We start from the raw sequence: 21,574 nt of genomic DNA on the forward strand, positions 1-21,574 counted from the left end.
ACTCACCGGGATTCACCGGCCCCGGCGCCGGTCGCGGGTCAGCGTCCCTGACGCTTCTTGTACGGCTTCGGCTGGCCCTTGACGATAGGGGCGCGGCCCTTGCCCTTGGACGCCTTCGCCTTGCCGCCCGCGGGCTTCACCGGTTTCGGCGGCGGGGGCGGGAGGGTCTTCCGCAGCTGCGGCACGTCGGCCAGCAGCGCCTCACCGGCAGGGGTGAGCCGCGTGCCGGCGCCGCGCGTGACGAGCGGCTGGCCGACCTCGTCCTCGAGCTTCTCGATCGTCGTGTAGAGCGACGCCAGCGGGATGCCGAGGGTCTCGGCCGCGCGCGGGAAGTGCAGTTCGTCCGCCAGCACGACGAAGCGTTCCAGCTGGGTGATGTTCACGGGAGGCCTTCCGTCGGTCGTCCCATTCTCGCAGCCGGTGGCCGGTGTCCGCCGCATCGGTGAGACTGGGCGCATGCCTGTCTTCGATCACCTCGGCATCACCGTCGACGACGTCGCCCGTGCGGACGCGCAGTTCGGCCCGATCATGTCCGCCCTCGGCTTCATCCGCAACGAGTACAACGACACCGTGTCGTGGGACCGCGACGGCGAGACCGAACTCATCCTGTACCCGCCGCGCGAGCTCGACCCGGCCACCCACGTCCACGGCCGCGTCGGGTGGCAGCACCTCGCGTTCGCGGTCGACTCCCGCGACGAGGTCGACCGCTTCCACCGGCTCGCGCTCGACGCCGGCTGGACCGCCGTGCGCGACCCGAAGGAGTACCCGCGCTTCTCCGACCGGTACTACGCGTCGTTCGTGGAGGACGCCTGCGGCATCCGCCTCGAGTTCATGCACAACCCGCCCCGGCCCGCGGCGGACTGACGTGGGCCCCACCGCTCCCGTCGCCCACGCGGACGAGCCGCACGCCGCGGGCATCGCCGGGCGGCTGAACTGGCTGCGCGCGGGGGTCCTCGGCGCGAACGACGGCATCGTCTCCGTCGCCGCGATCATCGTCGGCGTCGCCGGCGCCACCAACGACATCGCGCCGATCCTCACCGCGGGGTCCGCCGCGCTCGTGGGAGGGGCGATCTCCATGGCACTCGGCGAGTACGTCTCGGTCAGCAGCCAGAGCGACAGCGAACGCGCGCTCATCGCGAAGGAGTCCCGCGAGCTGGCGGAGATGCCGGCCGAGGAGCTCGACGAGCTCACTGCGCTCTACGAGGCGAAGGGCATCTCGCACGAGACCGCGCGGAAGGTCGCCGAGGAGCTCACCGCGCACGACGCGCTCGCCGCCCACCTGTCCGCCGAGCTCAACATCGACCGCGACGACCTCGTGAGTCCGTGGCGCGCGGCACTGGCGTCCGCGCTCGCGTTCACGGTCGGCGGGATCATCCCGTTCCTCGCGCTGCTGCTGCCCGAGACCGTCCGCATCCCGGCCACGTTCGTGCTCGTGCTCGTCGCGCTGGCGCTCACCGGCGCGCTCGGCGCGAGGCTCGGCAGCAGCCCGATGCTGAAGCCGACGCTGCGTGTCGTGATCGGCGGTGCGCTCGCGCTCGCCGCGACGTTCCTCATCGGCACGCTGCTCGGTACCACCGTGGTCTGAGCGGGCGTCGGCACCGCGCCCGACGAGCGCAACCCCGTGACCCGGGGCCGTCGGGATGCCATGATGCCCGCATGCCGGAATCCCCAGAGGTGCAGGCCCTCGCCGAATACCTGGCCGACCGCATGATCGGACACCGCATCCGTTCGCTGCGCGTCCTCGACCACCGCGTCGCGAAGACCCGCCCGGTGGCCGACCTCGCGGGGGAGCGGGTCAACGGCGTCATCCGGTTCGGCAAGCACCTGGAGATCGACGCCGGCGCCGACCACCTCGTCTGCAGCTTCGGCCGGCACGGGTGGGCGCTGTGGCACGACGCCGACGCGCCCGACCCCGGACCCGACGCCGTCGCCCGCCTCGACCTCGAGACCGGGTCGACGCTCGACATCGTCGACACCGGCTCGTTCCGCTCCGTCGGCCTCTGGACCGTCGCCGAGGCGTCCGACGTCCCCGGCATCCGCAAACTGGGCACCGACCCGGCCGACCCGAGCTTCACCCGAGCCGACGTCGATCGGGCCTTCCGCGGCCGGCGCAAGATGCTGAAGGCGATCCTGCAGGAGCAGGAATCCATCGCCGGGATCGGCAACGCGTACTCCGACGAGATCCTCTTCGCCGCCCACCTCGCACCGACCCGCCACGCGAGCACCCTCTCCCCGGAGGAGGTCGACCGGCTCTACACCGCCATCACGACCGTCATCCGCGGCGCCGTCGCCGACCGCCGCGGGCTCGCGCCCGCAGACATGAAGGCGGCGAAGACCGCCGCGATGCGGGTGCACGGCCGCGCCGGCGAACCCTGCCCCGACGGGCACGGCACGATCGTCGACTTCACCTTCGGCGGGACCACCGCACAGTACTGCCCCGACTGCCAGCGGGAATCCCCCTGATCCGTCCCCGAATCGTTACGCGGTGCGCCCGGCGCGTGCGGCAAAGTGTGGGACATGACCCGACCCGTCCGCGCCCTCTCCCTGGCCGCGCTGCTCGCGGCCGCCCTCCTCACCGCAGGGTGCACCACCCCGGCCGCCGACCCCACCGCCGCCCCCACCGCAACGACGACCCCCGCCGCGAGCGGGACGCCGACCGAAGCGCCCACCCAGGAGCCGGCGCCCGTCAGCATCCCGAGCGACTGCGACGACCTCGGCACGGCCGCCAGCCGTGACGAGACGGTCGGCGACATGACGCTGCAAAGCGACGGCACGGGCTTCGTCCGGCCGGCACCGGAGGGCGCCACGCTCGAGCTCGGCTGCGACTGGATCGTGGGGGAGGCGTCCGGCCTGCTCGTCCTCATCAGCACGGCGAGCCCGGATGCGGTCACCGCCGCCGTGGCCGACCTCTCGGAGCAGGGGTACACCTGTGCGGTCGCCGACGACTTCGGCGCCGAGTTCTGCAGCCTCGAGGGGCAGGGCACGGACACCGAGGAGGACATCGTCGCCCGCGACGGCGTCTGGATCTACCTCTCCAGCGTCAACCGGAACGCCCGCGCCTTCCTCTCCGACATCGCCGCACAGATCTTCGGCTGAGCGCGGCGACCACGCCCGGCACCGCGCGTCGTCAGGACGCCCACCCGAACGCGTTGAACCACGCCGCGCGCCCCTCGCGCTCGGCGCGGTCCACCGTGCCGCGGAAGGCGTCGTGCGCTGCGAGGATCCCGTCCTCGAGCGGCACGAACCCGGTGCACTCCGGACACAGCGCCCGCCCACCGGGGAAGCCCGACGCCAGCGTCGGCGCGGGCTCGGCGGCGCGCCCGCCACCCGGGCACCGCGGCGGATCGGCCTGCGCGTCCGACCACATGCGCGAGGTGCCCACTCGGTTGTGCAGCCCGGTGTGGCCCGCGGGGCGCGTGCACAGCGCGCGACCGCGGCGGCTCCGACACCACTGCGCCGTGGGATACGTCATCCGATGCTCGCCCTTTCGCTCCGTTCACCCTTAGCATGGTGCGATGCGCAACGCCTCGCACCCGACGACGCAGCTCGACACCGTCCCGATCGAGCCCCTGGACCAGACCACGCTGCAGCTGCTGCAGACCTCCGGTGAGAACGCCGGCGGATGCTGCGGCGGCACCGCCTGCGGCATCGGCTGAACCGGCGACCACACGAGCGACGCCGGCACCCGCGAGGGGCGCCGGCGGCTCGTTCCGACAGGTCAGACGCGCGCTGACAACGGCGTCACGCCGTCTGACCGCTGTGTTCGCCCTCGCCGATCTCCTCGACGACCTTCGCATTGAACGCGGGGAGGTCGTCCGGGGTCCGGCTCGACACGAACCCGGCGTCGACCACGACCTCCTCGTCGACCCAGGACGCGCCCGCGTTGACGAGGTCGGTCTTCAGGCTGGGGTAGCTCGTGAGCGTCCGCCCCTCGACGACGCCCGCCTCGATGAGGGTCCACGCCGCGTGGCAGATCGCCCCGACCGGCTTGTGCTGCTCGAAGAACGCCTTCGAGAAGCGCACCGCATCCGCATCCATCCGCAGGTGGTCGGCGTTCACCACGCCGCCTGGCAGCACGAGCGCCGCGAAGTCGGACGCGTCGGCGTCCGCCACCGCGAGATCGACCTGCTGCAGGTGCCCGTTCTTGCCCTCGATCGCGTCCGTCGTGGGGGCGACCATGACCGGCTCGCCGCCGGCCAGCTGCACCGCGTTCCACGGCGACGTGAGCTCCGAGTCCTCGTAGCCGTTCGTCGCCAGGAACGCGACCGCCTTGCCGTTCAGATCAGTCATGCCGCCACGCTACCGAGCGGGAACGGACCGGGCCCCGGGGCTTGACAGCCTCGGGGCCCGGAACGGGATGCGGTGTGCGCGGGGTCAGTGCGCGCCGTGCATCAGCTCGCCGTCGACCGGTTCGGCGGGCTTGCGCACGAACAGCGCGAGCAGCACCGCCACCGTGATGATGCAGGCGCCCACGAGGAACGCGATGTGCACGCCGTCGGCCTTCGCCGCGACCTCGCCCGCGCCGCCGCCGATCGCGCCGGCGGCCGTCACCGTGAACAGCGTGACGAACAGCGCGGTGCCGGCGGCGCCGGCGACCTGCTGCACGGTGCCCATGACGGCGCTGCCGAACGGGTACAGCTTCTTCGGCAGCGAGCCGAGCGCCGAGGTGAGCAGGGGCGTGAAGACCAGGCCGAGACCGAGGTTCAGCGCCAGGTGCATCGCGATGATCCACCACAGCGCGGTGTCCTGCGAGAACGTGGTCATGCCCCAGAGCGAGCCCGCCGCGATGACCATGCCGGGGATGACGAGCGGGGTCGGGCCCCACCGGTCGAACGCGTTGCCGACGAACGGTGCCATGACCCCCATGAGCACCCCGCCGGGGAGGAGCATGAGGCCCACCCCGAGCACGTCGAGGCCGAGCACCTGCTGGAGGTAGATCGGCAGCAGGATGAGCGAGCCGAACAGCGACGCCATGACGATCACGACGAGCGCGATCGCGAGGCTGAACGACGAGGACTTGAAGACGCGCAGGTCGAGCAGCGCCGAGTCGGTGCGCTGCAGCTGCAGCTGCCGGCCGACGAACAGCGCGAGGGCGACGGCGCCCACGACGAGCGGGATCCACACCGGCATGATCGCCTCGCCGGATGCGGCCTCGCCGATGCTCGCGAGCCCGAAGATGAGGCCGCCGAACCCGAAGGCGGCGAGGATGACAGAGAGCACGTCGAAGCGGGCGTCGGGGCGCGTCTCGGTGACGTTCTTCACCCAGACCGCGCCGAGCGCGATCGAGATGAGCGAGATCGGGAGGATGATCCAGAAGATCGCGTGCCAGCTGAGGCTCGACAGGATGACCCCGGACACGGTCGGGCCGATCGCCGGAGCGACCGCGATGACGACGCTGATGACGCCCATCATGCGACCGCGGTGGCTGGCGGGCACGACGTTGAGGACGGTCGTGAACAGCAGCGGCATCATGATCGCCGTGCCGGAGGCCTGGACGATGCGGCCGGCGAGCAGCACCTCGAAGCCCGGTGCGAGCGCGCCGATGAGCGTGCCCGCGGAGAAGAGGATCATCGCGGCGAAGAACACCCGGCGGATGGGGAAGCGCTCGAGGAAGAATCCGGTCAGCGGGATGACGATCGCCATCGTGAGGAGGAAGCCGGTGGTGAGCCACTGGCCCATCGCGGCGCTGATGCCGAGGTCCTCCATGATCGGCGTCAGCGCGACGCCCATGACGGTCTCGTTCAGGATGACGACGAAGGCGGAGACGACCAGCAGCGCGATGACCGGACCGGTCTTCACCGCAGGCGTCGCGACGGACCCGGTCGAGGCGACGGGCGTGGGCGAGGTGGGCGGATGGGCGAGGTCTTGCGTCGTCAAGTCTTGGTCCTAAGAGTCACGTGGTGCGTTACGGCTGTCCGACACCGCGGAGCGGCGTCGTGCGGTGCGTCCTGACGGACGCGATACGGCGTCGGAGGCCCGACGATGGAGATCGGGGATGCGAGCACGCGCTCCACCCCACGACCCGCAACGGAGGGAACCCCACCGGTATTCCCGATCCGTCCGCCGAATTTTGGGATCATTCGATCATGAGTGCGCATCAAGGACCGTCGCCGGTGCTCGTCCGCGGCGTCGCCCTCGTCGTGGGCGTCGCCGTCGCGGTGATCGTGGGCCCGCTGCTGCGGGCGCCGGCGGGGCTCCTCGCCGGCTGGGCGGCGTTCTGCGCGGTGGAGGTGGTGTGGGTGCTGAGCCGGATCTGGCCGCTCGACGCGGCGCAGACCCGCGCGCACGCCCGGCGGGAGGACCCGGGACGATCGGCCGCCCGGTTCGTCGCGCTGCTCGGCTCCCTCGCGAGCCTCGGCGGGATCGTGCTCGTGCTGCTGCAGAGCCAGGACACACCGCGGTGGGAGACCGTCACGCTCGCCGCCGTCGCGGTCGCCGGGGCGGCCGCATCCTGGGCGCTCATCCAGGTCGACTTCCTGCTGCGGCTGGCCGCGCAGTACTTCGCCGACCCGGAGGGCGGGATCGAGTTCGCGAAGACCCCCGAGCCGGTGTACACCGACTTCGCGTACGCCGCGTTCACGATCGGCATCGCCTACAGCGTCAGCGACACCACGATCACGGCCGGGGAGGTGCGCCGGATGGTCATCGGGCAGGCGCTGCTGACCTACCTGTTCGGGGCGGTCATCCTCGCCACGATCATCAGCCTCGTCACCGGGCTGTGACCCGGCTTCGGAACCCGGTTACGCCTTCTTGCCCTTGTTCCAGTCCTCGGAGCCGATGGAGTCGGTGGGCTGCGGGTCGCTGATCGCCTGGAAGACGACCTCGTCGGGCGTGACGAGCCCGTCGACGCCCTTCTCCTGCAGCTCCTTCTTGAGCTCGTCGAGGGCCTCGTTGTGCAGCGGGTCGGGCGTGGCGGAAGTGCTCATGATGACACCATATCGCCCGTCGCGCCGCCCGATCCCCACCCCTCCGGGCGCGCATAGGCTGTGGCCATGAGCATGGGCGGACCCCCCACGCAGGCGGCGACGTTCCGCGGCGTGAACATCGAGGCGCAGCGCCGTGCCAACGCCGAGGCGCCCCGCATCCCGGACCTCGGCAAACGCGTGCGGGCGCTGTTCGCCCCGTACCGGGGCCGGCTCGCGCTGACCGCGGTGCTGGTCGTGCTCGGCGCCGGCATCGCGGTCGTCCCGCCGCTCATCGTGCAGCGGGTGTTCGACGACGCCCTGTTCCCGACCGACGGCGGCCCGGTGCAGCTGCGCCTGCTCGCCGTGCTCGTCGGCCTCATGATCGGGCTGTTCCTGCTGTCGGCGCTCGTGAACGTCGCGCAGACCTGGCTCACCTCCACGGTCGGCAACCGCGTCACCGGCGACCTGCGCGTGCGCCTGTTCGACCACCTCCAGTCGATGGAGCTCGGGTTCTTCGCCCGCACCCGCACGGGCGTCATCCAGTCGCGGCTGCAGAACGACGTCGGCGCGGTCTCCGACGTGCTGACGAACACCGTCACCAGCATCCTCGGCAACAGCGTCACCGTCATCGCCTCGCTCGTGGCGATGCTCATCATCGACTGGCGGCTCACCCTCATCGCGGTGTTCCTCATGCCCGTCCTCGCCCTCGTGCAGCGCCGCGTCGGCCAGGTGCGCGCCCGCATCGCGGGGCAGACGCAGGAGTCGCTGTCGGAGCTGTCGGCCATCACGCAGGAGTCCCTGAGCGTGTCCGGCATCCTCCTCGCGAAGTCGTTCAACCGGCAGGGTGACGAGTCCGAGCGCTACCGCGACGAGAACCGCAACCAGGTGGCGCTGCAGGTGCGCCGCGCGATGAGCGGCCAGGGCTTCTTCGCCGTCGTGGGCGTGCTCATGGCATCCGTGCCCGCGGTGATCTACCTCGTCTCGGGGTTCCTCATCACCGGCGGCGCCGACGCCATCACCGCGGGCACGATCGTCGCGTTCACGACCGTGCAGGCGCGGCTGCTGCAGCCGCTCATGGGCCTCATGCGCGTGGCGCTCGACCTGCAGACCTCCTCGGCCGTGTTCGCCCGCATCTTCGAGTACCTCGACCTGGAGCCGGCCATCGTCGACCGGCCCGACGCGATCGACGTGACCGACGCACCTGGGCCGCTCGGGCAGGTCGAGTTCCGCGACGTCGGCTTCCGCTACCCGAACTCCTCGGACGAGTCCCGACCCACCCTGGCCGGCGTCTCGTTCACCGCCGAACCCGGGCGGCACGTCGCGTTCGTCGGCCCGAGCGGTGCCGGCAAGACCACGATCCTCTACCTCGTGCCGCGCCTGTACGAGGCGACGAGCGGCGAGGTGCGCTTCGCCGGGGCGGACGTGCGCGATCTCACCGCGGGATCGGTCATCGACCACATCGGCATCGTGTCGCAGGAGACGTACCTGTTCCACGCGACGATCGCGGAGAACCTCCGGTACGCGAAACCCGACGCGACCGACGCGGAGCTCGAGGCCGTCTGCCGTGCCGCGAACATCCACCACGTCATCAGCGGGTTCGAGCACGGCTACGACACGGTCGTGGGGGAGCGCGGCTACCGGCTCTCGGGTGGCGAGAAGCAGCGCATCGCGATCGCGCGCGTGCTGCTGAAGGACCCGCCCGTGCTCCTCCTCGACGAGGCGACGAGCGCGCTCGACACCGTCTCCGAGCGGGTCGTGCAGGAGGCCCTGGACGCGGCGGCCCGCGGCCGCACCACCATCACGATCGCGCACCGGCTCTCCACCGTCATCGGCGCCGACGTCATCCACGTCGTCGAGGCCGGCCGCATCGTCGAGTCCGGCACGCACGCCGAGCTCATCGCCCGCGGCGGCCTCTACGCCGACCTCGCCGCGCAGCAGCTCGCCGCATCCCGGATCGAGGCGGACGAGGCGCGGCTCGAACTCGACGAGACGGCGCGCGTCACCACAGGAGGGCGGCGGACAGGAGCGGATCGGGCCTGAGGGCGCCCGCGTCGGGGCGATCCGTCAGCGACCGCGCGAACGCGCCCACCGCCCGCCGGTGCGCGGGGTCCGGGTGGTCCGCGGCGATCCGGGCGAGCCGCGGCAGGTCCATCGCGAGGATGAGCGACACCCGGGCGGATGCGGCGCGCCCGTGGCCGGCGGCATCCAGCACCGCGAGCCCGTCGGCCATCGCCGCCAGGCAGTCCCGCAGCACGTCGAGCCGCGCCTCGTACTGGGTGATCGAGGTGCCCTCCGCACGCTCGCGCCAGTGGACCACCACGTCGGGCAGCACGTCGAACCGGCGCGCCCGCGTGTACATGCGCTGCGCGACCACCTGGTCCTCGTACAGGCGCCCCTCCGGGAACCGGAGCCCCGTCTGCTGCCAGAACGCCGTGCGCGACACCTTCGACCAGGCCACGATGTTCCCGGACGCCTGCGGGTGCTCGTCGATCGTCGTGCCGGTGCGCGCGGGATCGGTCGCCGCCCGCACCCACGGCTGCACCTCGCCCGCCGCGTACCCGCCGGCGCCGTCCGGCCGCAGTCGCACGTACGCACCCACGACGAAGTCGCTGCCGCTCGCGTCGAGCGTCGACACCATGCGCTCGAGCGCGTCCGGGCGCAGCACGTCGTCGGCGTCGAGGAAGCCGAGGAACGGCGTCCCGACCGCATCCAGCCCGGTGTTCCGCGCGGCCCCGAGGCCGCGGCGGGTCTCATGCCGCACCAGGCGGAACCGCGGGTCGGCGGCGGCCGCTTCGGCGAAGATGTCGGCGGTGCCGTCGGTCGACGCGTCGTCCACGAGCACGGCCGTCCACTCCGCCAGTGTCTGCGCGCGGAGCGAGTCGAGCGCCTCCCGGGCGTAGGGCGCGACCTCGTACCCCGGCACGACGACGGTGACGACTGCGGAGCGGCTCACGAGGGGGATTGTACGGCGGCGACCGCGTCCGCGACCGCCGCGGCGAGCCCCGACACGTCGACGGGCTCGTGCGGGAACGTGAACCGCACCGAGGTCTGCGCGACCGCATCCGGGATCCCGAGCGCCCGCAGCACGTGCGACGGCTCGTCGCTGCCGGCCGCGCACGCCGATCCGCTCGACGAGGTGACGCCGCGCCGCTCGAGCTCCAGCAGCACCGCCTCGCCGCTCGTGCCGGCGAACGTGAAGCTCGCGGTGCCGGGGAGCCGGCGCACCGGGTCGCCGGTGAGGCGCGCGGCGGGGACGGCGGCGAGCACCGCGGCGACGAACGCGTCGCGCGCGGCCTGCACCCGGGCAGCGGATGCCGGGCGCTCGGCCTCGGCGAGCTCGAGCGCGGCCGCGATCGCCACGGCGCCCGCGACGTTCTCGGTGCCGGAGCGCTTGCCACGCTCCTGCCCGCCGCCGTGGAGGAGCGGCTCCAGCGGGATGCGGCCGCGCACCGCCAGCACGCCGGTGCCCTTCGGGGCGCCGAGCTTGTGGCCCGCGATCGAGATCGCATCCGCGCCGGTGCCCGACAGCGGCAGCCAGCCCGCGGCCTGCACGGCGTCGAGGTGGAGCGGCACGCGCCGGGCCGTCGCGACGGCGGCGAGGGCAGCAGCATCCTGCACCGTGCCGATCTCGTTGTTCGCGAAGCCGACGCTCACCAGCGCGGTGTCGTCGCGGATCGCGGCCTCGAGGCCCGCCGGGTCCACCCGGCCGGCCTCGTCGACCGGCAGCATGGTCGCCGTGAACCCGTGCACCCGTTCCAGGTACGCGACGGACTCCAGGATCGACTCGTGCTCGATCGGGGTGGTGATCACGTGCCGGGCGCCCCGGCCGAGCATGGCGGCGACGGCGATCCCCTTGAGCGCGAGGTTGTTCGCCTCGGTGCCGCCGGAGGTGAAGACGACGTCGCCCGGCCGCATCCCGAGCACGCGCGCGACGCGGCTGCGGGCGTTCGCGAGCGCGCGGGCGGCCTGCTCGCCGACCTCGTGGTGGCTCGAGGGGTTGCCGAAGGCGTGGGTCAGGTACGGCAGCATCGCCTCGAGCACCTGCGGGCGCACCGGCGTGGTGGCCGCGTTGTCGAGGTAGAGGTTCATGCCGCGCCGTCGCTCAGGTGCGCGGTCATGCCGGGTCCGGCATCCCGACGTGCATGTCGAGGCCGAGGTCGAGGCCGCGCGCACCGTGCGTGAGCTGGCCCACCGAGATGACGTCGACGCCGGTCTCGGCGATCGCGCGGACGGTCTCGAGGGTCACCCCGCCCGACGCGTCGACCGTGGCGCGGCCGGCGACCTGGGCGACGCCGCGTTCGAGGTCCTCGAGCGAGAAGTTGTCGAGCATGATCGTGCCGATCCCGGCCGCCAGCACCGCCTCGATCTGGTCGAGACGGTCGACCTCGACCTCCACGTGCGTGGTGTGCGGCAGGCGGGCCATGGCCGACTGCAGCGCCTGCGTGACCGAGAGGCCGGATGCGGTGAGCACCGCGAGGTGGTTGTCCTTGGCCATGACCGCGTCCGACAGCGAGAACCGGTGGTTGTGGCCGCCGCCGCAGACGACCGCGTGCCGCTCGAACTGCCGGAGGCCCGGGGTGGTCTTGCGGGTGTCGGCGATGCGGGCGCCGGTGTGCGCGACCTCGGCGACGTAGCGGGCGGTGAGGGTCGCGATGCCGCTCATCCGCTGCACGAAGTTCAGCCCGACCCGCTCGGCGGTGAGGACGCTCCGTGCCGGGCCCTCGACCGTGGCGAGCACCTGCCCGGTCGTGAACCGCTCGCCGTCGGCGACCCGGAGGGTCACCGTGACGGCCGGGTCGGTGAGCCGGAACGCCGCCGCGAACACCTCGCCGCCGGCGAAGACGCCGTCCTCCCGCGCGGTGAGCTCGGCGCGTGCGACGGCGTCCGCCGGAATGAGGGACTCGCTCGTGAGGTCGCCCCAGGGGGCGTCCTCCTCGAGCGCCGCGCCCACGACGCGGTCGATCACGGTCCGGCTCAGCATGCCGCCACCTCCAGGTCCACGGGTGCGTCGATGTCCGCCGAGTCGGTGCGGAAGTGCGCGCCGACCGAGGCGGTGCGTGCAGCGGCCGCCGCGACCACGCCGCGGGCGACGAGCAGCAGGTTCTCGTCCTCGAACTCCCGTTCGGCGACGGGGGTGCGGTCCTCGGCGGCCCACGCGGACAGCACCGCGTCGGCGTGCGCGAGCCCGGCCGCATCCCGCAGCAGCCCGACGTGCTCCCACATCAGCCGCTGCAGCGCCGCCCGCGAGAACGGCTCCGGGTCGATGTCATCGGATCGACCGGCCACAGACGTCCGCGAATCCGCCCCGGAACCGTCCATCCGAGGCGAGTCGACCGGGGTGGGCCAGGCGGAGGCGGGCGCGGCGGCGTCGGCGGCGAGCACGTCGCCGACCCGCGCCCCGAAGACGGCGCCCTCCAGCAGCGAGTTCGAGGCGAGGCGGTTGGCGCCGTGCACGCCGGTGCGGGCGACCTCGCCCACGGCGTACAGCCCGGGCACGGTCGTGCGACCGAAGAGGTCGACCGTGACGCCGCCCATGAGGTAGTGCGCGGCGGGGGTCACCGGGATCGGCTTCCTCGCCCAGTCGTACCCGCGGGCGTGGACCGCCGCGTCGATCGTGGGGAACCGCTCCGCGAGGAACGCGGCGGTGTCCGGCGCGCCGAGCCCGGTCGCGTCCAGCCGCACCGGCCGGCCGCCCTGCTCGGTCACGCGACGGGCGATCGCCCGCGCCACGACGTCGCGCGGGGCGAGCTCGCCGTCCGGGTGCGCGTCGAACGCGAACCGGCGGCCGTCGTCGTCGATGAGGACGCCGCCTTCGCCGCGCACCGCCTCCGACACGAGGAACGGGTCGTCGCCGGGCAGCACGGTGGGGTGGAACTGCACGAACTCGAGGTCGGCGACCGCGGCGCCCGCGCGCATCGCGGCGGCGATCCCGTCGCCCGTGGCGACCTCGGGGTTCGTCGTCCACGCGTAGAGCCGCCCCGCGCCCCCGGTGGCGAGCACGACCGCGTCGGCGTCGACCGTCCGGCGCTCGGCGTCGCCGACGAGGAGGTCGGCGCCGACCGCGCGGCCGCCGCGCACCACCACGTCCACGAGGAACGCGTGCTCGATCACCGTGACGCCGGAGCGCCGCAGCGTGTCGACGAGCGCGTGCTCGATCGCGGCGCCGGTGGCGTCGCCGCCGGCGTGCAGGATGCGCGGGAACGAGTGCGCGGCCTCGAGCCCCTGCTTCAGCTCGCCCGAGGCGGTGCGGTCGAACGCGACGCCGGCGGCGATGAGCTCCCGGATGCGGTCGGGTCCCTCGTCGACGAGCACCCGCACGGCGGCCTCGTCGCACAGGCCCGCACCGGCGGTGAGCGTGTCGGCGAGGTGCGCGTCGGCGCTGTCCTCGTCGAACATCACCGCGGCGATGCCGCCCTGCGCGTGGTGGGTGTTCGCGTTGTCGAGCACGTCCTTCGTGACGAGCGTGACCGCGACCCCGGTGCGAACGGCGTGCAGCGCCGTGACGAGCCCGGCGATGCCGCTGCCGATGACGAGCGCGTGCACGTCAGCCCGCGATCCCGGTGGGCTTGGCCGCCAGCATCCGCTCGAGCGCGACACGGGCGGGCTCGGCGACGTCCTGGGTGACCTGAATGCGGTTCACGACCTCGCCCGCGACGAGCCGCTCCAGCACCCAGGCGAGGTAGCCGGGGTGGATGCGGTACATCGTCGAGCAGGGGCACACGACCGGGTCGAGGCAGAAGATCTCGTGCTGCGGGTGCTCGGCCGCGAGGCGCTGCACCAGGTTGATCTCGGTGCCGATCGCGAACGTCGTCGGCTCGGTGGCGGCGAGGATGGCCTTGCGGATGTAGTCGGTGGAGCCCGCCTCGTCGGCCGCGTCGACGACCGGCATCGGGCACTCCGGGTGCACGATGACGCGAACGCCGGGGTGCTCGGCGCGTGCCTTCTCGATCTGCTCCACCGTGAACCGGCGGTGCACCGAGCAGAAGCCGTGCCAGAGGATGACCTGTGCGTCGAGGAGGGTCTGCTCGTCGGAGCCGCCGAGCGCCTTCGTGGGGTTCCACATCGGCATCCGCTCGAGCGGCACGCCCATCGCCTTCGCGGTGTTCCGGCCCAGGTGCTGGTCGGGGAAGAACAGCACCCGGCGGCCGCGCGCGAACGCCCACTCCAGCACGGTGCGCGCGTTCGAGGAGGTGCACACGATGCCGTGGTGACGGCCGACGAAGCCCTTGATCGCCGCGGACGAGTTCATGTACGTCACCGGGACGACCGGCAGGAGCCCCTCGTCGTCGGGGGCGTCGAGGTCGCCGTACACCTCGGCGAGCTGCTCCCAGCACTCCTCGACCTGATCGATGTCGGCCATGTCGGCCATGGAGCAGCCGGCGGCGAGGTTCGGCAGGATGACGGCCTGCTCGGGGCGGGAGAGGAGGTCGGCGGTCTCGGCCATGAAGTGCACGCCGCAGAACACGATCGCCTCGGCGTCCGGGTGCTCGAGCGCGGCGTTCGCGAGCTGGAACGAGTCGCCCACGTAGTCGGCGTGCCGCACGACCTCGTCGCGCTGGTAGAAGTGGCCGAGCACGACGACGCGGTCGCCGAGGGTCGCCTTGGCGGCCGCGATGCGCGCGTGCAGCTCGTCGTCGGCGGCGTCGCGGTACTCCTGCGGCAGCGTGCCCTGCACCGGGGAGCCGGTGGGGATGACGTCGCCCATCGACGCGCCGGGCCCGTAGCCGGGGCTGGTGTCGAAGAGCCAGGGGCCGGCCGCGAGGTCGGTGCTGCAGGTGCTGCCGGCGGTCTCGCCGGCGACGATCGCCTGGATCTCGTGGTCGACCGAGGGGTCGACCGGGCGAGGCTGCAGGGTCAGGGGGGTCGCGGTCATGGCGTGCTCTCTTCGTGACGCGGTTCGGGTCGGACGGAGGCGCCGAGGGGGCCGCGGTCGGCCATCTCGACGTCGTGGTTGTAGCGGTAGAGCCGTGCCGGCCGGTGACTGCCGGTGCGGAACTCGTCGGTGGGGATGAGGGAGCCGGAGTGCTCGGCCTGCCGGCGGAAGTTCGCCGGGTCGAGCCGTCTGCCGAGGATCGCCTCGTACACCTCGCGGAGCTCGGCGAGGGTGAACGTGTCGGCGAGGAGGCCGTGCGCGATGCGCGAGTAGCCGACCTTGTTGCGCAGGCGCCACAGCGCGTACTCGACGATGTGGTTGTGGTCGAACGCGAGCGTGCCGAGCTCGTCCGCCCGCACCCACCGCACGTTGTCCACGTCCTGCGTCTGGGCGTCCACCTCGTCGGCGCGCAGCAGCGCCCAGTAGACGATCGAGACGACGCGGGTGGGGGAGCGGTCGACGTCGCCGAACGCGTACAGCTGCTCCAGGTAGCTCGGCGTGAGCCCGGTGGTCTCCTCGAGCGTGCGGGATGCGGCATCCTCGAGGCCTTCGGCGATGTCGAGCCAGCCGCCGGGGAGCGCCCAGAGGTCCTTGAACGGATCGCGGGTGCGGCGCACGAGCGGCAGCACCAGGTGCGGGCAGTCCTCGCCGGGTTCGCGGCGGAGGCTGAAGATCACGGTCGACACGGCGACCCGCGTGATGTCCGAGGTCTCGGCATCACGGGCGGCGGGGGAGGTTCGCTGAGTTCGTGTCATGGTGACCCTAAGTTCGATGCGATCTTAATGTCATGCTGACCCGAAGTGCAACTCCATGACCGCGCGACGGATGCCGGCTCCTAGACTGAGGCGTCGGAAGGGAGCACGGTCATGGTGCTGGTGATCGATGTGATCCTCGTGCTCCTCCTGGTGCTCGCGCTCGTGGGCGGTGCGACCAGGGGCCTGCTCGCGAACCTCGGTGCGATCGCCGGTCTCGCGCTCGGCGGCGTCGCCGCCTGGATCCTCATGCCGCTCGTCAGCGGTTGGGTGCCCTGGCCCGACGCCCGCGGCATCCTCGTCGTCGCGACCGGCGCGATCCTGCTCGCACTCGGCGCGATGGTCGGCGGCATCCTCTCGGGGACGCTCCGCCGTCGGACCGCCCGGACGCTCTGGAAACCCCTCGACCGCACGCTCGGGGGCCTCGCGAGCGTCGTCGTCATGGCGCTCGCGATCGCGCTCGTCGGGCAGGGGGTCGCCGGTGCCGGTCTCGGGCAGGTCTCCGCCTCGGTCGCCTCCTCGCGCGTGCTGCAGACGATCGACACGATCACCCCGCAGCCGCTCGACGACGCCCTCGCCCGGGTGCGGCAGGCGGTCGTCACCGACGCGCTGCCGCGGCTGGGCGAACTCATCGAGATCGGCCCGCCCGTCGAGGACGCGCCGCCCGTGGACCTCGCCGACCCGGTGCTGAACGCGGCCGCGCAGTCGGTCGCCCGCATCGCCGGCACCGCGAACGCGTGCGGGCAGAACCTCACCGGCACCGGCTTCGTCGTCGCCGAGGACCGCGTCGTCACGAACGCGCACGTCGTCGCCGGGGTCACCTCGCCCCGGGTGGAACTCCCCGGCGGCCGTGCGGAGGAGGGCGAGGTCGTGTACTTCGACCCGGTCGACGACCTCGCCGTCATCGCGGTCGACGTGCACGACGCCGCGGTGCTGCCGCTCGCGGAGGTGCTCGCCCTCGGCGACTCCGGCGTCATCGACGGGTACCCCTTCGGCGGGCCGTTCACGACCGGGGAGGCGGTCGTCCGTTCGGTGGGGACCGCGCAGGTCCCGGACATCTACGACACCGCATCCGCGCCGCGGGAGATCTACGCCCTGCAGGGGCGGGTCGAGCCGGGCAACTCCGGCGGCCCGTTCCTCACCCGCGACGGCCGGGTGGCGGGCGTCGTGTTCGCCCGGGCCGACGACGGCTCCGAGATCGGGTACGCCATGACGGTGAACGAGCTCGCCCCGGTCGCCGGCCAGGCGGCGTCGCTCGGTGTTGCCGTCGACACCGGCGGCTGCGCCGGCTGAGTGCCGCGGCGCGCCGTTCCCACAGGGCGCTGTGCGGCGCCGGTCCCCGCGGCTATGCTGAGCCGCACAATTCGATACGGCCCAAGGACCGTTGCGGGAGAGCCCCGGCAGATCGCATGCCGGGCACCGAAGGAGCAAGCCTCCCCGCCAATCTCTCAGGTACGCGTACCGCCTCGGTCGGGCCACTCTGGAAAGCGACCCCTCGTGGGGTCCGCCGACGGTGAAAGCACCGCCTCCCCGACCCCCGGGACACGGTGCGAAACTCTCAGGCCCATGACAGAGGGGGAGTTCGCCGGACGACACCCGTCCGCCCGATCCGGGAGAACTCATGTCAGACCCCCGTTCCACCGCACCACCGCGCAGCACCGTGCTGCGCCCGCGCCATGAGGCGCTCGGTGCGTCCTTCACCGACTTCGGCGGCTGGGACATGCCCGTCCGCTACACCTCCGACCTCGCCGAGCACCACGCCGTGCGCACCGCGGCGGGCCTGTTCGACATCTCCCACATGGGGGAGTTCCTCGTCACCGGCGCGGATGCCGCATCCTTCCTGGATCACACGCTCGCCGGCCGCCTCTCCACCATGCGGGTGGGCAAGGCGAAGTACTCGCTCATGCTCGCGGAGGACGGCGGCGTCATCGACGACCTCATCGTGTACCGCATCGCCGAGGACCGCTTCCTCGTGATCGCCAACGCCGGCAACCGGGATGCGGTCGCGCAGGCGTTCACGGAGCGCGCCGACAGGCCCGGCCTGGTGGAGGACGTCTCCGACGCCTTCTCGCTCATCGCCGTGCAGGGCCCCGCCGCGCGTGCGGTGCTGGAGGCGACCGCATCCGTCACCGATCTCGACCCGACGCTCGACGCACTCGGCTCCTACGCCTTCGGCCGCGCGACGTTCGCGGGCGAGGCGCTCATCGTCGCCCGCACCGGGTACACCGGCGAGGACGGCTTCGAGCTCCTCGTCGCGAACCGGCACGCCCCCGCCCTGTGGGACGCTCTGCTCGAGGCGGGCGCCCCGCACGGGCTCGTCCCCGCCGGGCTCGCCGCCCGCGACACGCTCCGGCTCGAAGCCGGCATGCCGCTGTACGGCCACGAGCTCTCGCGCGACATCCGTCCCGCGCAGGCCGGGCTCTCCCGCGCGGTCGCGGTCGACAAGCCGTCGTTCGTCGGCAAGGTCGGCGTCGACCCGGTCGAGACCGCGCCCGTGCTCGTGGGGCTCGTGTCCGAGGGCCGCCGCGCCGGCCGCGCCGGGTACGCCGTGTACGACGGCGACGACCGCGTCGGCGAGGTCACCTCCGGCGCCCTCAGCCCCACCCTCGGCCACCCCATCGCCATGGCGTACGTCGACCCTGCCGCATCCGCACCGGGCACGGTGCTGCAGATCGACGTGCGCGGCACCCGCATCCCCGCCACCGTCACCGACCTGCCCTTCTACCGGAGGAAGAAATGAGCCGCGACATCGAGACCCTGCTGTACACCCCCGAGCACGAGTGGCTGCACGTCGACGGCTCGATCGTCACGTTCGGCGTCACCGACTACGCCGCCGAGCAGCTCGGCGACGTCGTGTTCGTCGACCTGCCCGCCGTCGGCGGCGAGGTGACCGCCGGCCAGGTGTGCGGCGAGATCGAGTCCACGAAGTCGGTGGGGGAGCTGTACGCCCCCGTCACCGGCCGGGTGCTCGAGGTCAACGGCGCCGTCGACGACGACCCGTCGCAGGTGAACGCCGACCCGTTCGGCGACGCCTGGCTCGTGCGCGTCGAACTCGACGGCGACCTGCCCGAGGGCCTGCTCGACCGCGCCGCGTACACCGCGCTCACCGGGGCCGCGTCATGACCGACGCCTTCGCCCGCCGCCACATCGGCACGGATGCGGCGGCGCAGCGCACCATGCTCGACGCCCTCGGGTACGCCGGCGTCGACGAGCTCGTGCGGGCGGCGGTCCCGGCATCCGTCCACGCCGCCGAGCGGGAGACCACCGACCTGCTGCCGGCGGCGACCGAGCAGGAGGCGCTCGCGGAGCTGCGCGAACTCGCCGACCGCAACCGGCCGGCTCGCGCCATGATCGGCCTCGGCTACCACGACACGTTCACGCCCGCCGTGATCGCGCGGAACGTGTTCGAGAACCCGTCCTGGTACACCGCCTACACGCCGTACCAGCCGGAGATCTCGCAGGGGCGGCTCGAGGCGCTCATCAACTTCCAGACGATGGTGACCGACCTCACCGGGCTCGCCACCGCGAACGCGTCGTTGCTCGACGAGGGCACCGCCGCGGTCGAGGGGATGCTGCTCGCCCGCCGGGCGTCGAAGGCGCACTCGGACGTGTTCCTCGTCGACGCCGACGCGCTGCCGCAGACCCGGTCGTTGCTCCGGCACCGCGCGACCGTGCTCGGCATCACGATCCGCGAGGTGGACTTCGAGGCCGGGGCGCCGGAGGCCGTCGACGCCTTCGGGGTGTTCCTGCAGTACCCGGGCGCCTCCGGCCGGGTGTGGGACCCTGCATCCGTCATCGGCGTCGCGCAGGCCTCGGGGGCGCTCGTCGTCATGGCCGCGGACCTGCTGGCGCTCACGCTGCTGCGCTCGCCCGGGTCGCTCGGTGCCGACATCGCCGTGGGGACGACGCAGCGGTTCGGCGTGCCGATGGGCTTCGGCGGCCCCCACGCCGGGTACATGGCCGTGCGCGCCGGGCTCGAACGGCAGCTGCCGGGCCGGCTCGTCGGCGTCTCGCAGGACGCCGCCGGCAAGCCCGCGTACCGCCTCGCGCTGCAGACCCGCGAGCAGCACATCCGGCGGGAGAAGGCGACCTCGAACATCTGCACCGCGCAGGTGCTGCTGGCCGTCATGGCCGCCATGTACGCGGTCTACCACGGGCCCGACGGGCTGCGCGCGATCGCGACCGACGTCGCGCGGAAGGCCGAGGCGCTCGCCGCCGCCCTGCGCGACCACGGCCTCGTGGTGCGGCACGAGGCGTTCTTCGACACCGTCCGCGTCACCCCGCAGGGGCCGGCGAAGACCGTGATCGACCGGGCGCGCGCCGCCGGGTACCAGCTCGCCTGGATCGACGAGGACACCGTCGGCGTCTCCGTCGACGAGACCACGACCGCCGCCGACCTCGCGGCCGTCGCGCACGCCTTCGGACTGCCGGAGGAGCGCGAGCTCGCCTGGCGGGACGCCGAACCGCTCCGCGCGGTCGGGCAGGACCTGCACCGGAGCGACGAGTACCTCCAGCATCCGGTCTTCCACGAGCACCGCTCCGAGACGGCCATGATGCGGTACCTGAAGACGCTCGCCGACCGCGACTACGCCCTCGACCGCGGCATGATCCCGCTCGGCTCGTGCACCATGAAGCTGAACGCGGCCACCGAGATGGCCGCCGTGTCGTGGCCGGAGTTCTCGCGCGTGCACCCGTTCGCGCCCGAGGCCGACGTGCACGGGCACCTCGCGCTCATCGAGCAGCTGGAGACCTGGCTCGCCGAGGTCACCGGGTACGACGCGGTGTCGCTGCAGCCGAACGCGGGCTCCCAGGGCGAACTCGCGGGCCTGCTCGCGATCCGCCAGTACCACGACGCGAACGGCGAGACCGGGCGCACCGTCTGCCTCATCCCGTCGTCCGCACACGGCACCAACGCCGCATCCGCCGTGCTCGCCGGGATGCGGGTCGTGGTCGTCGCGTGCGACGAGGCCGGCAACGTCGACCTCGACGACCTGCGCGCGAAGATCGCCGAGCACGCCGACACGCTCGCCGCGCTCATGATCACGTACCCGTCGACGCACGGCGTGTACGAGCAGGACGTGCTCGAGATCACGCAGGCCGTGCACGACGCCGGCGGGCAGGTGTACGTCGACGGCGCGAACCTCAACGCGCTCCTCGGGTTCGCCCGCTTCGGCGACCTCGGCGGCGACGTGTCGCACCTGAACCTGCACAAGACGTTCGCGATCCCGCACGGCGGGGGAGGCCCGGGTGTCGGGCCGGTGGCGGCGAAGGCGCACCTCGCGCCGTACCTGCCCTCGCACCCGTTCTCGCAGCGGGCCGACCACGGCGGGTTCCTCACCGCGCGCGCCTCGCGGTTCGACGGCGGGCCGGTGTCGGCGGCGCCGTACGGGTCGGCATCGATCCTCCCGATCTCGTGGGCGTACATCCGGATGCTGGGACTCGACGGGCTGCGCGAGGCGACGGGCGCCGCCGTGCTCGCGGCGAACTACATCGCCGCCCGTCTGCGCGACCACTACCCGGTGCTGTACACGGGCGAGGACGGCCTCGTCGCGCACGAGTGCATCCTCGACCTCCGGCCGTTGAAGGCCGAGACCGGCGTCACGGTCGACGACGTCGCGAAGCGCCTCATCGACTACGGCTTCCACGCGCCGACGATGTCGTTCCCGGTGGCGGGCACGCTCATGGTGGAGCCCACCGAGTCCGAGGACCTCGGCGAGATCGAGCGGTTCATCGAGGCGATGATCGCGATCAAGGCCGAGGCGCAGCGCGTCGCCGACGGCGAGTGGCCCGCGGACGACAACCCGCTCGTGAACGCCCCGCACACGGCCGAGTCGATTGCGGTGGGCGAGTGGACGCATCCGTACTCCCGCGAGACCGCCGTGTACCCCGTGCCCTCGCTGGTCCGCCGCAAGTACTGGCCCCCCGTGCGCCGCATCGACAACGCCTTCGGCGACCGCAACCTCGTCTGCGCCTGCCCGCCTCCCGACGCCTTCGCCTAGCCCGGGCCGGGCTGGGCCGCGAGGGCTGGGCCGCGAGACTGCATC

The 21,574-nt window shown here is 72.9% G+C and carries 22 protein-coding genes and 2 riboswitches; of the genes, 11 read left to right on the forward strand and 11 right to left on the reverse strand.

From position 1 onward, the window contains the following. Positions 1-38: 38 nt before the first annotated feature. Entirely contained in the window at positions 39-383 is a 345-nt protein-coding gene (locus tag ACWAUO_RS10150) for a LysR family transcriptional regulator (protein ID WP_460775129.1), read from the reverse strand. Positions 384-456: 73 nt separating this feature from the next. On the opposite strand from ACWAUO_RS10150, the gene ACWAUO_RS10155 reads away from it, so the two are divergent. The 4 genes from ACWAUO_RS10155 to ACWAUO_RS10170 all read left to right on the forward strand — a co-directional run bounded on the left by ACWAUO_RS10155 (position 457) and on the right by ACWAUO_RS10170 (position 3,096). Beyond that, positions 457-864, forward strand: coding sequence for a VOC family protein (locus ACWAUO_RS10155; RefSeq protein ID WP_460775131.1), 408 nt, complete (start codon positions 457-459; stop codon positions 862-864). Between the two features lies 1 nt (position 865). Then, the gene (locus ACWAUO_RS10160; protein ID WP_460775132.1) at positions 866-1,585 is read left to right on the forward strand and encodes a VIT1/CCC1 transporter family protein; all 720 of its coding nucleotides are present in this window, start codon (positions 866-868) and stop codon (positions 1,583-1,585) included. Between the two features lie 71 nt (positions 1,586-1,656). Further along, positions 1,657-2,463: a DNA-formamidopyrimidine glycosylase family protein gene (locus ACWAUO_RS10165; protein ID WP_460775134.1), complete on the forward strand. Its 807-nt coding sequence runs from the start codon at positions 1,657-1,659 to the stop codon at positions 2,461-2,463. A gap of 54 nt (positions 2,464-2,517) precedes the next feature. Further along, positions 2,518-3,096, forward strand: a complete 579-nt coding sequence (locus ACWAUO_RS10170) for a hypothetical protein (protein WP_460775135.1) — start codon at positions 2,518-2,520, stop codon at positions 3,094-3,096. A 31-nt stretch (positions 3,097-3,127) separates the two neighbouring features. Here the strand turns inward: ACWAUO_RS10170 and ACWAUO_RS10175 are convergent, their stop codons facing one another. Beyond that, the gene (locus ACWAUO_RS10175) at positions 3,128-3,472 is read right to left on the reverse strand and encodes a hypothetical protein (protein ID WP_460775137.1); all 345 of its coding nucleotides are present in this window, start codon (positions 3,470-3,472) and stop codon (positions 3,128-3,130) included. A 43-nt stretch (positions 3,473-3,515) separates the two neighbouring features. Between ACWAUO_RS10175 and ACWAUO_RS10180 the strand changes: the two genes are divergently transcribed. Then, positions 3,516-3,656 (forward strand): hypothetical protein, encoded by a 141-nt coding sequence (locus ACWAUO_RS10180; protein WP_460775138.1) that lies wholly within the window; start codon positions 3,516-3,518, stop codon positions 3,654-3,656. An 85-nt stretch (positions 3,657-3,741) separates the two neighbouring features. Here the strand turns inward: ACWAUO_RS10180 and ACWAUO_RS10185 are convergent, their stop codons facing one another. Then, positions 3,742-4,290 carry a type 1 glutamine amidotransferase domain-containing protein gene (locus ACWAUO_RS10185; RefSeq protein ID WP_460775139.1) on the reverse strand — a complete coding sequence of 183 codons (549 nt, stop codon included), beginning with the start codon at positions 4,288-4,290 and terminating at the stop codon, positions 3,742-3,744. An 84-nt stretch (positions 4,291-4,374) separates the two neighbouring features. Further along, a complete protein-coding gene (locus tag ACWAUO_RS10190) occupies positions 4,375-5,799 on the reverse strand; it encodes an MDR family MFS transporter (protein ID WP_460775267.1) in 1,425 nt (474 codons plus the stop codon). Positions 5,800-6,086: 287 nt separating this feature from the next. Between ACWAUO_RS10190 and ACWAUO_RS10195 the strand changes: the two genes are divergently transcribed. Continuing rightward, positions 6,087-6,722, forward strand: coding sequence for a DUF1345 domain-containing protein (locus ACWAUO_RS10195; RefSeq protein WP_460775141.1), 636 nt, complete (start codon positions 6,087-6,089; stop codon positions 6,720-6,722). 18 nt (positions 6,723-6,740) lie between these two features. Here the strand turns inward: ACWAUO_RS10195 and ACWAUO_RS10200 are convergent, their stop codons facing one another. Further along, complete coding sequence (locus ACWAUO_RS10200; RefSeq protein WP_460775142.1) at positions 6,741-6,926, reverse strand: hypothetical protein; 186 nt, start codon at positions 6,924-6,926, stop codon at positions 6,741-6,743. Between the two features lie 72 nt (positions 6,927-6,998). Here ACWAUO_RS10200 and ACWAUO_RS10205 point away from each other — a divergent pair, with 72 nt between their 5' ends. Further along, positions 6,999-8,945: an ABC transporter ATP-binding protein gene (locus tag ACWAUO_RS10205; RefSeq protein WP_460775269.1), complete on the forward strand. Its 1,947-nt coding sequence runs from the start codon at positions 6,999-7,001 to the stop codon at positions 8,943-8,945. Here the strand turns inward: ACWAUO_RS10205 and ACWAUO_RS10210 are convergent. From ACWAUO_RS10210 to ACWAUO_RS10235, 6 genes are read right to left on the reverse strand one after another with little or no spacing between them, the layout of a single operon-like run. After that, complete coding sequence (locus tag ACWAUO_RS10210) at positions 8,905-9,858, reverse strand: glycosyltransferase family 2 protein (protein WP_460775144.1); 954 nt, start codon at positions 9,856-9,858, stop codon at positions 8,905-8,907. The two genes, ACWAUO_RS10205 and ACWAUO_RS10210, sit on opposite strands and share 41 nt — an antisense overlap. Then, a complete protein-coding gene (locus tag ACWAUO_RS10215) occupies positions 9,855-10,994 on the reverse strand; it encodes a cysteine desulfurase family protein (RefSeq protein WP_460775145.1) in 1,140 nt (379 codons plus the stop codon). Before ACWAUO_RS10215 ends, ACWAUO_RS10210 begins: the two co-directional genes overlap by 4 nt. A 25-nt stretch (positions 10,995-11,019) precedes the next feature. Beyond that, positions 11,020-11,886 carry a carboxylating nicotinate-nucleotide diphosphorylase gene (gene nadC / locus ACWAUO_RS10220; RefSeq protein WP_460775147.1) on the reverse strand — a complete coding sequence of 289 codons (867 nt, stop codon included), beginning with the start codon at positions 11,884-11,886 and terminating at the stop codon, positions 11,020-11,022. Next, positions 11,880-13,448, reverse strand: a complete 1,569-nt coding sequence (gene nadB / locus ACWAUO_RS10225; protein ID WP_460775148.1) for an L-aspartate oxidase — start codon at positions 13,446-13,448, stop codon at positions 11,880-11,882. Before nadB ends, nadC begins: the two co-directional genes overlap by 7 nt. Before the next feature lies 1 nt (position 13,449). Then, the gene (gene nadA, locus ACWAUO_RS10230; protein ID WP_460775150.1) at positions 13,450-14,778 is read right to left on the reverse strand and encodes a quinolinate synthase NadA; all 1,329 of its coding nucleotides are present in this window, start codon (positions 14,776-14,778) and stop codon (positions 13,450-13,452) included. After that, on the reverse strand, positions 14,775-15,533 hold the full coding sequence (locus ACWAUO_RS10235) for an NUDIX hydrolase (protein ID WP_460775152.1): 759 nt from the start codon (positions 15,531-15,533) through the stop codon (positions 14,775-14,777). The genes nadA and ACWAUO_RS10235 overlap by 4 nt, the downstream gene beginning before the upstream one ends. Before the next feature lie 111 nt (positions 15,534-15,644). Between ACWAUO_RS10235 and ACWAUO_RS10240 the strand changes: the two genes are divergently transcribed. The 4 genes from ACWAUO_RS10240 (at position 15,645) to gcvP (ending at position 21,529) form a co-directional block, all read left to right on the forward strand. After that, positions 15,645-16,823 carry a MarP family serine protease gene (locus ACWAUO_RS10240; RefSeq protein ID WP_460775154.1) on the forward strand — a complete coding sequence of 393 codons (1,179 nt, stop codon included), beginning with the start codon at positions 15,645-15,647 and terminating at the stop codon, positions 16,821-16,823. 84 nt (positions 16,824-16,907) lie between these two features. Further along, positions 16,908-17,004: riboswitch (glycine riboswitch) on the forward strand. Beyond that, positions 17,005-17,113, forward strand: a riboswitch (glycine riboswitch). A gap of 38 nt (positions 17,114-17,151) precedes the next feature. Next, positions 17,152-18,270, forward strand: coding sequence for a glycine cleavage system aminomethyltransferase GcvT (gcvT, locus tag ACWAUO_RS10245; protein ID WP_460775156.1), 1,119 nt, complete (start codon positions 17,152-17,154; stop codon positions 18,268-18,270). Further along, positions 18,267-18,653: a glycine cleavage system protein GcvH gene (gene gcvH / locus ACWAUO_RS10250; protein WP_460775157.1), complete on the forward strand. Its 387-nt coding sequence runs from the start codon at positions 18,267-18,269 to the stop codon at positions 18,651-18,653. Before gcvT ends, gcvH begins: the two co-directional genes overlap by 4 nt. After that, on the forward strand, positions 18,650-21,529 hold the full coding sequence (gene gcvP / locus ACWAUO_RS10255) for an aminomethyl-transferring glycine dehydrogenase (protein ID WP_460775159.1): 2,880 nt from the start codon (positions 18,650-18,652) through the stop codon (positions 21,527-21,529). The genes gcvH and gcvP overlap by 4 nt, the downstream gene beginning before the upstream one ends. Positions 21,530-21,574: the final 45 nt, after the last annotated feature.

The organism is Microbacterium sp. GXF7504 (assembly GCF_054798235.1).

Excerpts from the sequence above, each read along its gene's own strand:
- ACWAUO_RS10155 (WP_460775131.1), top strand. The coding sequence starts at position 457 with ATGCCTGTCTTCGATCACCTCGGCATCACCGTCGACGACGTCGCCCGT.
- ACWAUO_RS10165 (WP_460775134.1), top strand. The coding sequence starts at position 1,657 with ATGCCGGAATCCCCAGAGGTGCAGGCCCTCGCCGAATACCTGGCCGAC.
- ACWAUO_RS10170 (WP_460775135.1), top strand. The coding sequence starts at position 2,518 with ATGACCCGACCCGTCCGCGCCCTCTCCCTGGCCGCGCTGCTCGCGGCC.
- ACWAUO_RS10175 (WP_460775137.1), bottom strand. The coding sequence starts at position 3,472 with ATGACGTATCCCACGGCGCAGTGGTGTCGGAGCCGCCGCGGTCGCGCG.
- ACWAUO_RS10180 (WP_460775138.1), top strand. The coding sequence starts at position 3,516 with ATGCGCAACGCCTCGCACCCGACGACGCAGCTCGACACCGTCCCGATC.
- ACWAUO_RS10185 (WP_460775139.1), bottom strand. The coding sequence starts at position 4,290 with ATGACTGATCTGAACGGCAAGGCGGTCGCGTTCCTGGCGACGAACGGC.
- ACWAUO_RS10195 (WP_460775141.1), top strand. The coding sequence starts at position 6,087 with ATGAGTGCGCATCAAGGACCGTCGCCGGTGCTCGTCCGCGGCGTCGCC.
- ACWAUO_RS10200 (WP_460775142.1), bottom strand. The coding sequence starts at position 6,926 with ATGAGCACTTCCGCCACGCCCGACCCGCTGCACAACGAGGCCCTCGAC.
- ACWAUO_RS10205 (WP_460775269.1), top strand. The coding sequence starts at position 6,999 with ATGGGCGGACCCCCCACGCAGGCGGCGACGTTCCGCGGCGTGAACATC.
- ACWAUO_RS10215 (WP_460775145.1), bottom strand. The coding sequence starts at position 10,994 with ATGAACCTCTACCTCGACAACGCGGCCACCACGCCGGTGCGCCCGCAG.
- nadC (WP_460775147.1), bottom strand. The coding sequence starts at position 11,886 with ATGCTGAGCCGGACCGTGATCGACCGCGTCGTGGGCGCGGCGCTCGAG.
- nadA (WP_460775150.1), bottom strand. The coding sequence starts at position 14,778 with ATGACCGCGACCCCCCTGACCCTGCAGCCTCGCCCGGTCGACCCCTCG.
- ACWAUO_RS10235 (WP_460775152.1), bottom strand. The coding sequence starts at position 15,533 with ATGACACGAACTCAGCGAACCTCCCCCGCCGCCCGTGATGCCGAGACC.
- ACWAUO_RS10240 (WP_460775154.1), top strand. The coding sequence starts at position 15,645 with ATGGTGCTGGTGATCGATGTGATCCTCGTGCTCCTCCTGGTGCTCGCG.
- gcvT (WP_460775156.1), top strand. The coding sequence starts at position 17,152 with ATGTCAGACCCCCGTTCCACCGCACCACCGCGCAGCACCGTGCTGCGC.
- gcvH (WP_460775157.1), top strand. The coding sequence starts at position 18,267 with ATGAGCCGCGACATCGAGACCCTGCTGTACACCCCCGAGCACGAGTGG.
- gcvP (WP_460775159.1), top strand. The coding sequence starts at position 18,650 with ATGACCGACGCCTTCGCCCGCCGCCACATCGGCACGGATGCGGCGGCG.